The sequence below is a fragment of the Gracilimonas sp. genome (assembly GCF_035704785.1).
GTDB lineage: Bacteria > Bacteroidota > Rhodothermia > Balneolales > Balneolaceae > Gracilimonas.
Map to the genome: position 1 here is coordinate 1 of NZ_DASSWP010000237.1, position 14,517 is coordinate 14,517.

11 protein-coding genes are annotated in these 14,517 nt (G+C 42.3%); 4 read left to right on the forward strand and 7 right to left on the reverse strand.

The features are described 5' to 3' along the window. Both VFM80_RS13250 and VFM80_RS13255 read left to right on the forward strand, forming a co-directional pair. The coding region (locus VFM80_RS13250) for a lyase family protein (RefSeq protein ID WP_395072449.1) at window positions 1-942 on the forward strand (942 nt) is incomplete at its 5' end. A 199-nt stretch (window positions 943-1,141) separates the two neighbouring features. Next, window positions 1,142-3,562 (forward strand): alpha-ketoacid dehydrogenase subunit alpha/beta, encoded by a 2,421-nt coding sequence (locus VFM80_RS13255; protein WP_395072451.1) that lies wholly within the window; start codon window positions 1,142-1,144, stop codon window positions 3,560-3,562. Window positions 3,563-3,651: 89 nt separating this feature from the next. Here the strand turns inward: VFM80_RS13255 and VFM80_RS13260 are convergent, their stop codons facing one another. From VFM80_RS13260 to VFM80_RS13290, 7 genes are all read right to left on the reverse strand, one after another. After that, window positions 3,652-5,976: an ABC transporter permease gene (locus VFM80_RS13260; protein ID WP_395072453.1), complete on the reverse strand. Its 2,325-nt coding sequence runs from the start codon at window positions 5,974-5,976 to the stop codon at window positions 3,652-3,654. Window positions 5,977-6,273: 297 nt separating this feature from the next. Beyond that, on the reverse strand, window positions 6,274-7,689 hold the full coding sequence (locus tag VFM80_RS13265) for a DUF58 domain-containing protein (protein WP_395072455.1): 1,416 nt from the start codon (window positions 7,687-7,689) through the stop codon (window positions 6,274-6,276). A 70-nt stretch (window positions 7,690-7,759) separates the two neighbouring features. After that, on the reverse strand, window positions 7,760-8,788 hold the full coding sequence (locus VFM80_RS13270) for an AAA family ATPase (RefSeq protein WP_395072457.1): 1,029 nt from the start codon (window positions 8,786-8,788) through the stop codon (window positions 7,760-7,762). Continuing rightward, window positions 8,785-9,990: a DUF4350 domain-containing protein gene (locus VFM80_RS13275; RefSeq protein ID WP_395072458.1), complete on the reverse strand. Its 1,206-nt coding sequence runs from the start codon at window positions 9,988-9,990 to the stop codon at window positions 8,785-8,787. The genes VFM80_RS13270 and VFM80_RS13275 overlap by 4 nt, the downstream gene beginning before the upstream one ends. Continuing rightward, a complete protein-coding gene (locus VFM80_RS13280) occupies window positions 9,987-10,721 on the reverse strand; it encodes a DUF4129 domain-containing protein (RefSeq protein ID WP_395072460.1) in 735 nt (244 codons plus the stop codon). The genes VFM80_RS13275 and VFM80_RS13280 overlap by 4 nt, the downstream gene beginning before the upstream one ends. A gap of 39 nt (window positions 10,722-10,760) precedes the next feature. Then, on the reverse strand, window positions 10,761-11,585 hold the full coding sequence (locus tag VFM80_RS13285) for a hypothetical protein (protein ID WP_395072462.1): 825 nt from the start codon (window positions 11,583-11,585) through the stop codon (window positions 10,761-10,763). Further along, complete coding sequence (locus tag VFM80_RS13290; RefSeq protein ID WP_395072464.1) at window positions 11,582-12,535, reverse strand: stage II sporulation protein M; 954 nt, start codon at window positions 12,533-12,535, stop codon at window positions 11,582-11,584. Before VFM80_RS13290 ends, VFM80_RS13285 begins: the two co-directional genes overlap by 4 nt. Window positions 12,536-12,743: 208 nt before the next feature. Between VFM80_RS13290 and VFM80_RS13295 the strand changes: the two genes are divergently transcribed. Together VFM80_RS13295 and VFM80_RS13300 are read left to right on the forward strand one after the other, a co-directional pair. Then, window positions 12,744-13,487, forward strand: a complete 744-nt coding sequence (locus VFM80_RS13295; protein ID WP_395072466.1) for an RDD family protein — start codon at window positions 12,744-12,746, stop codon at window positions 13,485-13,487. Between the two features lie 610 nt (window positions 13,488-14,097). After that, window positions 14,098-14,517, forward strand: a 420-nt coding sequence (locus VFM80_RS13300; protein WP_395072468.1) for an AAA family ATPase, incomplete at its 3' end; no start/stop codon positions are given.

The window sequence follows — 14,517 nt, forward strand, 5'->3', positions numbered from 1 at the left end:
AAAGCAGTAAATAATAATTTGATTCCGGCGCTGAAGCATCTTCAAGAGACATTCCTTAAGAAAGGGAAGGAATATTCTGACGTAGTGAAAACCGGTCGAACACACCTGATGGATGCTATGCCGGTTACGATTGAACAAGAATTCAGCGGATATGCCCGACAAGTTGAATTGGGGATCAAACGGGTAGAATCGGCACTGGAAAGAGTAAGCGAGCTGCCTCAGGGTGGAACTGCAGTTGGTACAGGAATTAATACGCACAAAGATTTTGGGAAAAAATTCGCGGCCAAAGTATCAGAACTGACAGGAGAATCTTTTACCGAAGCAGAAAATCATTTCGAAGCGCAGGCAACAGTAGATGCACCTGTAGAACTCAGTGGTCAGCTCAAAACCATAGCAGTAAGCTTGATGAAAGTTGGGAATGACCTTAGATGGATGAATTCAGGCCCGAACAGTGGAATTGGAGAAGTAGAACTTGCGGCACTGCAGCCCGGCTCATCCATTATGCCCGGAAAGGTAAATCCTGTTATTGAAGAATCCCTAACCATGGTATGTGCACAGGTTATTGGAAATGACACTGCGATAACCATAGGCGGGCAGGCAGGGAATTTTGAACTGAATGTGATGTTACCCGTTGTGGCACATAATCTATTGGAATCCATTGATATTTTAGCAAATTCAGCCCGAAACCTGGCTGACCGCTCCGTTTCCAAACTCAAAGTGAAGAAAGAAGCTATTGCCGATATGGTTGGGCGAAATCCGATTTTGGTAACCGCATTGAATCCGATCATCGGGTATGATCTGGCAGCTAAAATTGCGAAGAAAGCATTTGCCGAAGGCCGACCTCTAAAAGAAGTGGCCAAAGAAATGACTGATCTTTCGGATGAGGAACTCGAAAAAGCCCTCGATCCGATCAAGATGACCAAAGGCGGTTTCACTGAGTAATAATTGATATACCGGCCTGAACTCAATCTTGGAAAGGTCAATTTTGAATTTGGAAAACTAAGCTCAAAATTAACTTAAATTTAAAGCAAAAAGAACGATAGGGGCGGAAGAGGCTGTTTCATAAAAAAGCGCTTTTCCGTATTATATCGCCCCGTTTGGAAGGGCGCTTTCCTAAAATTTTCAGAACAAAAATTACATAATGGCTCAAGCAAAAGAAAAGACGACAAAATCGAAGTTTACCGCTGCTCAGAAGAAAGAAATTTTGGGAGATTTCAAATTAGGTTGGGTAAGCCGGCATATGTCGTTGATTGGCAGAAAAGAAGTGCTTACAGGTAAAGCCAAGTTCGGGATTTTTGGGGATGGAAAAGAGATCCCTCAAATAGCATTGTCAAAGCAGTTTAAGGATGGAGATTTTCGTTCGGGTTATTACCGTGACCAAACGCTGATGCTGGCTCTTGGTCAGGTTACTCCACAGCAGCTATTTGCTCAACTTTATGCACATGCCGATGTGGAAGCAGATCCAAGTTCGGCCGGCCGGCAAATGAATTCCCATTTTGCTACCCGATTGATAGATAAAGACGGCAACTGGATCGATCAAACCAAATCTAAGAATACAGCTTCAGATATTTCTCCCACTGCAGGACAAATGTCCCGTTTGTTAGGCCTTGCACAAGCTTCCAAGGTGTACAGAAATGAAAAGGCACTAAAGGGAAAAGAATGGAAGAAATTCTCAAATAAAGGAAATGAGATCGCTTTTGGTACGATCGGTGATGCAAGTACTTCGGAAGGTGTTTTCTGGGAATCAATTAATGCAGGCGGTGTGTTACAGCTGCCAATGGTTGTTTCAGTATGGGATGATGGATTTGGGATCTCGGTCGCAAAGAAATATCAGACCACAAAAGAAAGTATTTCTGAAGTACTCAGTGGCTTTCAGCGAACCAAGGACAAACCCGGATATGAGATCCTGACTGTAAAAGCCTGGGATTATGAAGGGCTGATCGAAACGTATGAAAAGGCAGCCAAGATCGCCAGAGAAGAGCATGTGCCCGTACTGGTTCATGTAGTAGAAGTTACACAGCCTCAGGGACATTCTACTTCCGGTTCACATGAGCGGTACAAATCAGAAGAAAGGCTGAAGTGGGAAGAGGAATTTTGCTGTTTAGATAAACTCCGCCACTGGATCATTGACAATGGTATTGCGAAATCAGAAAAACTCGATGAGCTGGAACAGGAAGCTCAGGATGAAGTAACGGAAGCTAAAACGGCGGCATGGAAAGCTTTCATGGATCCCATTAAGCAGGAGAAAGCCACAGTAATTGATCTGATCAATAAGCTGAAAGAAGAGACAGGTGTTGAAAAAGCAGGTGAGTACGCTAAAAAATTAAAGAACTATCCGAATGCGATCCGAAAGGATATACTATCAGCTGCACGAAATGCATTGGCAGCCACTGCCGGTAATAACGGTTCTGCTCGACAAGAGCTCGCTGCATGGGTTAAAAACTCCCGGGAAGAGAACAGAGAACGATATAGTTCTCACTTGTACAGTGAAACAGATAAGTCTCCTTTAAAAGTAGAAGAAGTAAAACCGAAATATCCTGAAAAGCCAAAGCGTGTTGATGGCCGACTGGTAATCCGTGATAACTTTGATTTTATTTTTGAAAAATATCCTAACACGCTAGTGTTTGGTGAAGATTCCGGAAAATTAGGCGGTGTAAACAAAGGCCTTGAAGGTTTACAGGATAAGTATGGTGAAATTCGTGTAAGTGATGCCGGAATTCGCGAAGCAACGATCCTGGGCCAGGGTATTGGGATGTCGATGCGAGGTTTACGTCCTATAACTGAGATTCAATATCTTGATTATTTACTATACTGTTTCCAGGGTATTTCCGATGATCTGGCTACGATGAGGTATAGAACGAAAGGCGGTCAGGCTGCTCCTTTGATCATACGTACAAGGGGTCACCGCCTGGAGGGAATCTGGCATTCAGGCTCCCCAATGGGAATGATCATAAATGGAGCAAGAGGGGTACATTTGTGCGTCCCAAGAAATCTTACGGAAGCTGCCGGTTTCTATAACACTTTACTGCAGGGAGATGACCCCGCAATTGTGATAGAACCCCTGAACGGTTACAGGCTCAAAGAAGATCTGCCTGAGAATCTTGGTGAGTTTACGACGCCACTTGGCAAGCCTGAGGTAGTTGAGGAAGGCACGGATATCACGGTAGTTTCTTATGGTTCTACTTTTAACATCGTAGAGAGCCTGATCCCACAGCTGAAAGAAGCGGGGATCTCTATTGAACTCATTGACGTCCGCACGCTACTTCCATTTGATCTGGATCACGTAATTGGTAAATCATTGGAGAAAACAAACCGCTTGATGGTAATAGATGAGGATGTACCCGGTGGAGCCTCAGCCTATATCACTCAAAAAGTACTCGAAGAACAAGACGGCTATTTCAACCTGGATTCTGAGCCAAGATGTATTACCGCTCACGATCACAGACCGGCTTATGCATCTGATGGAGATTATTTCAGTAAGCCTAACGCCGAGGATATTTTCGAAGCGATTTATGAAGTAATGAGAGAAACAGATCCTGAGAAATTTCCTGCGATTTATTAGAGAGAGCTGTCAGCTTTCAGGCTTCAGCTCTCAGCTTTTCAGTCTCCGCATTCGCTCAAGACTGAAAAGATCATTGGGAAAGTGAGTTATTAATCCATCCGAATAGAATCTACAGGATTCGCTAAAGCTCCTTTGATAACCTGGTAGCTAACAGAAATCAAGAGGGCTAAAAATGTTAGAAGAACTGGAATAAGAATTGCATCGAGCCCAAATTGGGCATGGTAAGAAAAATTTTGTAGCCAGCTTTTCGCCCAAAAGTAAACGATGGGGAAGGCAATAACTGAAGAGATTATTAAGAACGTCAGGTAACCGCGGTAAAAATGACCGAGCATGTCTCGAACGGTTGCACCCAAAACTTTTCGGATTCCAATTTCTTTTTGTTTTTGCTGAATGGAATAAGTGGCGAAACTGAAAAGACCTAAAATGGCAATAAAGACAGCCAGTACTGAAAAGATTAAGAATAATGTTTGAGTTCGCTGTTCGGTTTTATAAACATTAGCAAATCGGTCATCCACAAAATCATATGAAAATAATACTCCTGGAAGCATTTGGTTCCAGGTGGTTTCTATGAATGAAATAGTTTCTGAAATCTGTTTATCAGATTGAAATTTGACCGAAACTGAAAAATAATAATCAGGATTTGACAATAGGATGAGCGGGGAAATTTTATTGTGAAGCGATAAGAAATTGAAATCTTTAATTACCCCGATAACATATCCATCACTTCCAAAAGCAGTTAGTGATTTGTCCAGTGGGTTTTCCCATCCTAAAACATTTGCGGCTGTCTCGTTGATGATAAATGCTTGGGTAGTATCGGAGGTTATTTCCTTAGAAAAATTTCTTCCTGAGATTAAGTTAATATCGTAGGTGGTAAGGTAATCAGGGTCAACCGAAATCCAATCGAAGGTAATACCGTTAGATTTATCCTCGGTTTCAACTAACGCAGTTCCACTTGTTTTGCTAACTCCCGGGATATACGATGAGGCGGTGGTACTTACAATATTAGGATGTTGTTCAATTTCCTGCAGAAAGGCATCCGGAGTATCCAAAAAGTAGTTGGGAAGAGTAAGGATCTGTTCTTTTTCAAATCCAAGGTCTTTGTTTTGGATAAAATCAATTTGTTGGTGGATAATATAACTTGCTGAAATGAGAATAAGAGTGGCCGTGAATTGTACTATGACTACACTCCTCCAAAGATTATCCCCTCTAAACCCAATAGATGAATGTTTTAATAGCAGGGCTGATGGTTTGTTACCGGTCAAAAAGAATGCAGGATATAAAGCAGCAATTCCACCAATGCATAAAGTCAATAATGTAGTGGCAATTAAAAAAGAAGGGTCTGTCAATTGAGATGCTGCGAAGCTTTTACCCGATAGAGAATTAATGAAAGGTAGAAACTCCCAAAAACATGCGTAGGCAATGACCAACGCAAGGAAAGCCAAAACCAAGCCTTCGATTATAAAGCTGCCGATCAGGTGATTTCGTAATGCTCCATATACCTTGCGAACTCCAATTTCAGTAGTTCGTTTTATGGACCGGGCGATCGCAAGTGTGGTAAAATTGAAGCAGGCAATTATCAGGATTAGAAAAGTGATTCCTCCTAAGAAGTAGAGGTACTTGATGTCGCTGTTTGCTTCAAGTTCCCCGCGATCGGATGAATAAAGATGGATATCAGTTAGTTTTTCGAGGAAATAGGAAACTTGGAATGAAGGATCATCAGACAGCCAAAGTTCATTAATTTTGGTCTGAACCAAATTGGGATCAGCATGGTCAAAGAGCTGCACATAATTGTACCCCATTTGAACTTCATCCATGCTGAAACCATATAGATTTTCATACACCGGAGAAGCTGTAACCAAAGTAAATTGAAAGTGGGAATTGGAGGGGACATCTTCAATAACACCTGTAATCGTAAGCAGAACTTCATTATCCTGAAATTGAATAATCAGTGTTTCACTAAGTACATCAATGGAGTTGAAATACTTGAGAGCTGTGGATTTGTCAATAACAACAGCATTGGGGGTTTGTAAAGAAGTAGAAGGCTCACCGATTAAAAAAGGAAAATCAAAAACCTTGAAGAAATTACTGTCGGCAGCAAGCACCTCGTATTCTCCAAATTGCTCTTCGGCTGCTTGAATATTCAGATCTGCGTGTGGAGCGAATCGAGTGTTGAGTTCAATTTCAGGAATAGAATTCAACCCTTCAGGAAGAACGGCTCCATGCAAATTGGCAAATCGGTTACTTACTCCGTCGTTGGTTGTAGTTTGATACTCGACCCGGTAAACCTGATTAGCCTTGTCATGAAATTTATCGTAGCTGAATTCATCTTGAATGTAGATAAAAGCGAACAGGCAGCAAATCAGCCCCACCGCAAGACTCAATACATTAACCCCGAGATAGAGCTTGTTTTTCAAGAAGTGCCGAAAAGTAGATTTGAAAGAGTTATTGATCATGATAATTCATTTCATTTGAAGAGCTCACAGTTGAGTTCATTTTACGACTCAGTAAATTATGTTCAAGAATTATACCAAAATAGCAAAAACCTACTATACACAGCTTTAAAGTTCTTTCTTTCTCAAAAAGTGTCCGAAATGAAACATTCTGTGTTCACTATTGAACACTTGTTGAATTACGGATAAGCACTAATAATCCTTCCTTCTGAATCAAAAATACTAAAAAGCTGACAGCTAAAGCCTGAAAGCTGACCGCTCCTAAATCAACCCCCGTGCCTTCAATTCCAAATACTTATTAATCGCATTTACGGATAGTTCCTTAGGTGGAGTAAAGATAGTTTGAATACCCCGTTGGTTTAAAGCCTTCACGATCTGCTTTTTCTCGAAAGTGAATTTCTCGGCTATGGTTTTGGTGTAAATCTGGCCGATCGTTTCAGACTCTTCGTGGAGGAGCTTGGTCATCTCAGTATTTTCAAAAAAGATGGTGACCAACAGATGATCTTTGGCAATGCGCTGGAGGTAAGGCAGTTGTCTTTCCATCGCTGAGAAGGTCTCAAAATTGGTATAAAGCAAAACCAGGCTGCGCTGATTCACATGCTTTCTCAAAGAGACAACCAGGCGCTCATAATCCGATTCAAGAAAATTGGTATTCAGCTTATATAGAGCTTCCTGAATGCGCTGAATATGGGTCCGTTTTTTCTCCGGTTTTACTACTACCGAATCCTTATTGGAGAAAGTTACCAATCCGGCTTTATCATCTTTTATAAGAGCGATATTGGATATCACGAGGCTGGTGTTGATAGCATAATCAAGCAGGTGTAGCCCTTCAAAAGGCATCTTCATTACGCGCCCCATATCGATCACGTTGATCACATTTTGCGAACGTTCATCCTGGTATTGATTTACCATCAGGTCGTTGGTCCGGGCAGTGGCCTTCCAGTTGATAGAGCGGACATCATCGCCCCGTACATATTCCTTTATCTGGTCGAATTCCATGGTGTGTCCGACCCGGCGTATCTTTTTGATACCAACATCCGTCAACCGGTTTGAAATGGCGTACATCTCAAATTTGCGCATTTGAATAAAGGAAGGGTAAACCGGAACCATCTGCTGAGCAGGTATACTGATCTTTCTCCTAACGAAACCTATCTTGGTATGTACGAATACATTGATGTTCCCAAAATCATATTCACCGCGTTCGGTGGGGCGAAGGTCATACGTAAACTCCTTTTCTGCGCGTGCCTCAAATTTATCGGTGATACTGAAATCACGTAGCTGAAACTGATGCGGGATCTCATCTATGATCTCAGCTTCGATTCCAAGATCATAATTATTGGAGATCTGAAGACGAATGGTGTTTTCGTCCCCGTTAGAAAGTCGCTTTGGAACCATTCGTTTTCCTGACAGGGGTTCTTTTTTACTGAACAGTAAGATGAGGTCAACTCCAAATAAAATTACAAATCCGAAAAAGAAAATCTCACCAACTGCGCCCACCGGAGGTACAAAATACCCAACCAGAAATGTCAGAGCTACCCCTGCCAATACCTGAAAAAACAGGTTACTGAGATGTATTTGTTTGAAGATGGTGATTGGGTTCATGTTCAAAGAAAATTTATTTAAGGAGTCTTCCTCTCCGGGGAGAGGAAACAAAGGAGAGGGTAATGTATGATTCAAGCCAATCGCTTTCCCAAGCATCGACCCTCCCCTTAATCCCCTCCCGGGAGGGGAAACTTTTGTGCAACTATTACCTCGGCACCTCCACTTTTTCCAGGATCATCTGTATCACCTGATCTGGCTTCATGCCTTCCATTTCTTTTTCGGGAGTCAGTGTGATACGGTGTCGCAATACGGGGTTGATCACTTCTTTGACATCTTCAGGAGTAATGAAATCCCGGCCATTTATGGCAGCCCAGGCCTGCGCGGCTTTCATTACAAAAACGGATGCCCGTGGGGAAGCCCCGATGGAAACCGAACTGCTGTTTCGGGTATTTTGAATGACCTCGGCAATATATTTCATCAATTCCGGCTCTACATGGACAGAAGCCACAACATCCCGCTGCTTTGAAATTTCCTCAGCCGAGATCACTTTATTCAGCTGACTGATATCCAGTTTATTTTTCCGGGCGTAACTGCCTGATAATATTTTCACCTCTTCATCCAGAGAAGGATAGGGGACATCAATGCGGAACAGGAATCGGTCGAGCTGGGCTTCCGGTAGCCGATATGTCCCTTCGTGCTCGATCGGGTTTTGAGTGGCTACCACCATAAAAGGAGCTTCCATGAAATACGTTTTTCCATCTATGGTGATCTGACGCTCTTCCATTACCTCAAATAAAGCCGCCTGGGTTTTTGCAGGGGAGCGGTTGATCTCATCAATAAGTACGATGTTGGAGAATATGGGTCCTTCCTTAAATTCAAAATCGGTGGTCTTTGGGTTGAAGACGGAGGTTCCGATCACATCAGCCGGCATCAGGTCGGGAGTGAACTGAATGCGTGAAAAATCGGCGCTGATGGTCTGGGCCAGCAATTTGGTAGTAAGGGTTTTAGCCACACCCGGAACGCCTTCGATCAGCACGTGTCCGTCAGCGAGCAGGGCAGCGATAAGCAGGTCAACCATGCGGTGCTGACCCACAATAATTTTCCCGAGTTCTGTGCGGATGTTATTCACCAGGCTTTCCACTCCGGAAAGATCGGTTCTGCTTTCAAAAGGAGCGGATTCTTCGGTTTCGTTTTCAGAAGGCATGTTTGTTGGGTCTTTCTCTTCAGTGCTCATCGTTGGCTTTGGTTATAGAATTGGTCAATTCTTTCGGTTAATAATTTCAGTTCTTGCTGGCTGATCTTTTCCTTGCCTGATGCCATATCGATCAGATCGAACAGACTATAGACCTCCGTTTGATCAATTCCTGAACGGAGTGAGACATCTTTCTTCAATTGATCATCAATTTCCTGGGTATTCAGTCCGAGATTAGTTCGAATATAATCAAAGAAGAACCGGATCTTTTTGTCGGCAATAAGTTTGTGGTTACCCTTTTCGAGGTACAGGCTTCCGATGGTCTTTGTAAATTCGATACTGGAGTTCTTTGGCTTTTCTATCACAGGAATGATCCGCTGTTTCCGTTTTGCCCTAAAGATCATAAATAAGACAACTCCACTTAAACTCAGAAACCATGCCCAGCTCAGATGTTTGTCAGAAACCACATATCTGACCACACTGCCTCCTGCAGATCGTACATCCTTGTAGTATTCATCCCAAACGGTAGTCCGATTGGGAAGATAGGAAAGAGCGGTGAGGGCATAATCTGCCCCCGTTTCTTCCCGGACAAAATAATTGGTAAACAAAGTGGGATTTGAGTGCAGGTAAATATTTCCTTCTCCCCACCTGATCCTTAAAAAGTTGGTGTTGCCCTGTTCGTTGGTTCCAAGTTTTGTAACCTGCAGTGTGGAATCTATGTTCGAGAAAAAGGTCTCTGTGGTACTTTGAAGGTAAGGGAAACCGTTTTCTCTTTTGAGAGAAGGATTGGTGAAATTGACGTGGGAGGTGTCATCATCCAAAATAAAACCTCCGCCTAAAAATGGATTATTGAGTGAGGTGGTCAATTCCAGAGTATCAGGTAAGGCCTGGGAAAAATTTCGGGCAGCTATAAAAACGTCTGCTCCTTCTTCAATTTGTGAAAGCAAGATCTCTGTTTCGAACTGATCGATAGCAAAGCTTGTATTGATGAAGATCCAGTTTTTCTCAGGATTAGTGGTATCAGCGTATTCAAAAATAGGAGCCTGATTGATAGTGATATCTTCATCTTCGGAAAAAGTATAGGGCAGTAATTCATGAAGGATATATCCGCCGTAAGGAATTTTATCCTCTCCGGAAAAACTTTCGGTCCAATCCAGAGGTTTGGGTTTTAGGATCTGAAAAAGGATAAAAACAAAGACCAGAACCCCAAGAATGATATAATATGTGCGTTCTTTCTTTATCATGACCGGTTCGCCGTTTTATGAAATTCCCGGTAAATATCCTGCACGTTTTGGAATCCGGCTTTCTCGATTCTGAAATCTCCATACTCAATATATTCGTAATAAGAAGTAAGGCGCGAGAAAGCAGGTTTTGAAGGGTGTGTGCCCAGTTCTCGCAGATAATCGTGATTGGTTTTGTCGGCTTTCCACGCAATAAGTTCGGCTTCATTAAGCTGTTGCAGTGCTTTCAGGTATAGAAGCCGGACAGCATCCCGATAACGGCTTTCAGCGAGAGCCTCGTTCAGCAGCTCATCATAATTGGTTTGCTTAAGGGTGGTGTTTTTAATATTCAGAGAGAGCGGATCATTGGCTTTCTTTTTGGAAAAGGCAGTGGTCAAATTTCCTCCAAGGATCTGATTGATGAGTGCGAGCAATACCAACGCAAAGATCACAAAAAAGATGAACCTGATGACAACCGAAGCCCATGGATTATCCATGATATTTCGGATAACCTGAAACAGCCAGCGATAGACACGGCTCATCAGAGAGTCAGGGTTTTGGGCTATTTCATTGTATTCAAAAACCTGTTCTGAGGTTACGTCTTTTAAAGTATCAGAATCCACTGTTCGCACATTCACTTCACTGCTATCCGAGGGGATCTCAGCCAAACCTGAATTTTGCGCAAAAGCTGAACCGGGGGTCATCAGGATCAGGCAGAAACCGAAAAGAAAATATGTGATGTGACTAACATTCATATTACTTGGCTGAAGGGGTATGCCGGTTAATGGATCTGATCAACCCAGCTCCTCAATTTGCTGACGTAATCCAACGCCTTCTTTTCGTTCGATAAGATTAAAATAGTGCAGGCACATTGCGATCAGCATCAATACAGAAAACAGTGAAGCCACCACGACCATCAGTCCGTAAAAAACACCAACACCCATTCCGATGGCCTCATTTGAATCGACTCCGGTTGCGCTCATAAAGCCTATAAAAATACTCATCGGAATAATGAGTACGTACGACATAAACGTGGTTATCATGTTCATTACAAGATAAGTGGCGAAAGTAAACCACCAGTGTCCCTGAACAAGATCCCAGGAACGTTTAAGGGATTCGATAGGATTTTTCTTTTCGAGGATGGCAACGGCAGGGGCTACAAAAAACTTGATGGCAATGTAGATTCCGGGAATAATGAAAAACAAGAAGCCGGGAATCACTGCGAGAATGATCAGAATATAGAGTGCAACCAAGGTGATGAAATTTCTCCCGAACTCATCAATAAGCTCCGAAAGAATGACTTCTCCGTTATTTCTAGCGAGCTGTACATGGGTCATAGCCACGGTGAGCAAAGCACCTGAGGACAAAGCAAGAAGTAAGAATCCCAGAATAAAACCGCCGCTGAGAAGTGATTCTTCGCTTACATCCGGATTATTCATCAAAGCTGAAAAAAATGAGGTATAGGCGCTGCCCACCAGTACCCCGGAGATCAGGTAAAAAGGAAGCACAAAAAACAAAAGCGCTTTGCCAAGGCTTTTGTAATGAACTTTTATATAGACGAAGGAATCGGTTAAAATGGCACCCAGATCCCGGTATTTTTGAAGCTTGAAGTCGTTCATTTTTTCATTTTAATTTTCATTGGAAGTATCACAAAGTAATAGAGAATAAAAGCTAAGGAACCTAAAATTATCAATAAGCTCAACCATAGCGGCATATTCGTGTATCGTGTCACAAAGGATTCAAGAAAACCGGCAGCGATGAAAACAGGGACCAATCCCACGATCATTTTTAATCCTTGTCGCCCGGCCTTCATGAAGGAGTCTTTGCGGGAGTAGGTTCCGGGAAAAAGAATTCCGTTTCCGACCACAAACCCGGCTGCTCCGGCTATCACAATAGCAGAAAGTTCGAGGGTGCCGTGAATAAAGATCACCCGCAGGGCTTCCCCGATCAGATCATATTGGGCAAAAAAGTGCAGGAAGGCACCCACCATCACTCCGTTATTTAGTAAAACCACCCCAACGCCGATAGAAGTCAATAGCCCGCTGACAAAAGCATAAAAGGAAACGCGGACATTATTAATGGTAATGGCGAAGAACATATCCATCTCTTCCGCTTTTTTATAAACTGCCAGCGGATCGCCTTCATCAATATTACTGATGGTCATGTTCACGTAGGCATCTCCCATTATGAAGCGCACAAAGGAAGGGTCATTCATCGAAGAGAGGATACCAATGCCAATGGCAAGGCTGAAAACAATGAAACTGTAAAGCATTTCTTTCTGCTTGCCGGCAAAAAGAGTTGGAATCTCCTGTGTCCAGAACGTAATGATCCGGCCGGATTCTTCTTTTTTGGAGCGGTAGATCTCGTTATGAACGGCCACGGAAAGCTGATTCAGGTATTTTTCTGTCTTACTACCGGGATAATTGGCCTGTGCATACGCCAGGTCGGCACTGAGTTCTGTGTAGAGATCAGCCAGCCGGTCGGGATCATTATTCGACTTATCCTTGAGAAGCTCCTCGAACTTCTTCCACTTGTCTGCATTTTTCCTTAAGAAGGCAACTTCTCTCATTTAGATGGATTAATCCGCTTTCGTTTTACCGAGCATGAACATAACTTCACGCTCGTTTTGTTCGCAAAGAAGATAGTAAATCCACAGTAATCGACACGAACAGATTTCCGGTTTTTCAATCTGACGGATTTGGAAACGTCAAACCGATAATCCCGGAAATAGTTAATCATAAATCAGATCAGTGTAATCTGCGAAATCCGTGATCCATATGGTAGGAATTGAAACCACTCAGCATGTAAAACTAAGCTACGAACCGGCAGGAGTGGGAGAGCGTATCCTCGCATTTTTCCTGGACGGGTTTTTTATCGGGATCTACTATTTGGTGGTGATATGGATCTGGGGATATGTGAATGACATTGGCCCCAATGCTGAGAGTAACATACAGGACTCGGTGTGGACACTATACATCGTACTTGCACTTCCTATGATGTTGTATCACCTGATCTCTGAAGTGATCTCAAACGGATACAGTATTGGTAAAAAGATCGTTGGTATACGGGTTGTGAAAGTGGATGGGACCCGCGCCACTTTGAGCGGATATTTGGTTCGCTGGATGTTTCGGTTGGTTGAAATTACAATGACAAGCGGAGTCTTGGCTTTTGTTACCGTGATCATGAATGGAAAAGGTCAGCGGATCGGGGATATCTTAGGGAAGACCTGCGTGATCAAAGAGCGCAAGAATGTGAAGCTGGATAACACCTTGTTTGCGGAAGTTGCAGATTCCTATGAGCCGATATTCCCGCAGGTGGCCGAGCTGACCGACAAAGACATTCGCATCATCAGAGAAGTACTCGATTCCCGCTCCCAGTATGACTTTGACAACTGGTTCCTCATGCTCCAGAAAACCCGCAAGAAAATTGAAGACCGTTTAGGGGTACAAGATCATGACCTGCGGGGAGATGAATTCCTGGAAACAGTGATCAAGGATTATAATGCCATTCATGGGAAGTGAGGGGATTGTCTAATACTAGGTGCAGATTTTATCAGGAAATATTATCAGGAATTATTTTTATAAAAATTCCCGATAACATATTTCAATACATATCAGGGACTTGTAATTAATTCATTTGCATTTTTATAAGGAATTTTCGCACCTTTCTTCATTCCACATAATTATATGTTAGGCGTCTCCGAAAATGGATAAAGAAACAATGGAAGTATTAGAATTAGTCATATTCAGTGCTGGGTTTGGGTTTCTGTTGTTCTATTGCATTAAGTGGTTACTCATTTTCTTTAGAAATGGGATGAAAAACTGGGACTATGAAAAGTTCCATTCGAATAATAAGAACTACATTACTTTTGGTGTATTCTTAATTATAGCAGGTGTTTTCATTTCATTAATCACATAGTCAACGCCTAACAAGCGCATTAACTGGGACGCGGACAAAGCTTCGGTTTCCGGGGTTGCTTGTTTTAACTTTTTAGTCGTTTATTAACTCATAATCTCCGCGCCCGTTATGCGCTGGGCCGTTAGTGGTCTTAGTTCAAATAATATGGTTTCATTACTTCAAAAAAATTTATAATGTCTGAATTGAATAATTATACCTCTTAGTTAAATATTTATGAATTATATCGAAAAGGTCGAAATTTTAGGATTTTGGGGAGATAAGACAGTAACAATATCCTTTAAAGAACAAGAAAATTTTTTAATCGGGGTTAATGGATCTGGAAAAACTACAATAATTAATTTGATCGCAGCAACGCTAGAAGCAGATTTCTACACACTTGACCGATTTCAATTCGATAAATTAACTTTACATCTGAGAAATAAGGAAGACAAAAGAAAGAAACCTTATATCGAAGTTATTAAAGAGGAAAATACAAAAACACCATATCAAAATATACTTTTTCGAGTCCAACAAAATCACAAAGAAGAACCATTTGAGCTTTACTTGGATGATTTGGAAGAGGAACATTTATACAGATATCCAAGAGAAGAAATGTTTCATCGGTTAAGAAATAGGCCCATTCACAATAAGGAC

Bases quoted from the DNA above. Each gene is read 5' to 3' on its own strand.
- VFM80_RS13255 (WP_395072451.1), top strand. From the start codon at position 1,142: ATGGCTCAAGCAAAAGAAAAGACGACAAAATCGAAGTTTACCGCTGCT.
- VFM80_RS13270 (WP_395072457.1), bottom strand. From the start codon at position 8,788: ATGAGCACTGAAGAGAAAGACCCAACAAACATGCCTTCTGAAAACGAA.
- VFM80_RS13275 (WP_395072458.1), bottom strand. From the start codon at position 9,990: ATGATAAAGAAAGAACGCACATATTATATCATTCTTGGGGTTCTGGTC.
- VFM80_RS13280 (WP_395072460.1), bottom strand. From the start codon at position 10,721: ATGAATGTTAGTCACATCACATATTTTCTTTTCGGTTTCTGCCTGATC.
- VFM80_RS13285 (WP_395072462.1), bottom strand. From the start codon at position 11,585: ATGAACGACTTCAAGCTTCAAAAATACCGGGATCTGGGTGCCATTTTA.
- VFM80_RS13290 (WP_395072464.1), bottom strand. From the start codon at position 12,535: ATGAGAGAAGTTGCCTTCTTAAGGAAAAATGCAGACAAGTGGAAGAAG.
- VFM80_RS13295 (WP_395072466.1), top strand. From the start codon at position 12,744: ATGGTAGGAATTGAAACCACTCAGCATGTAAAACTAAGCTACGAACCG.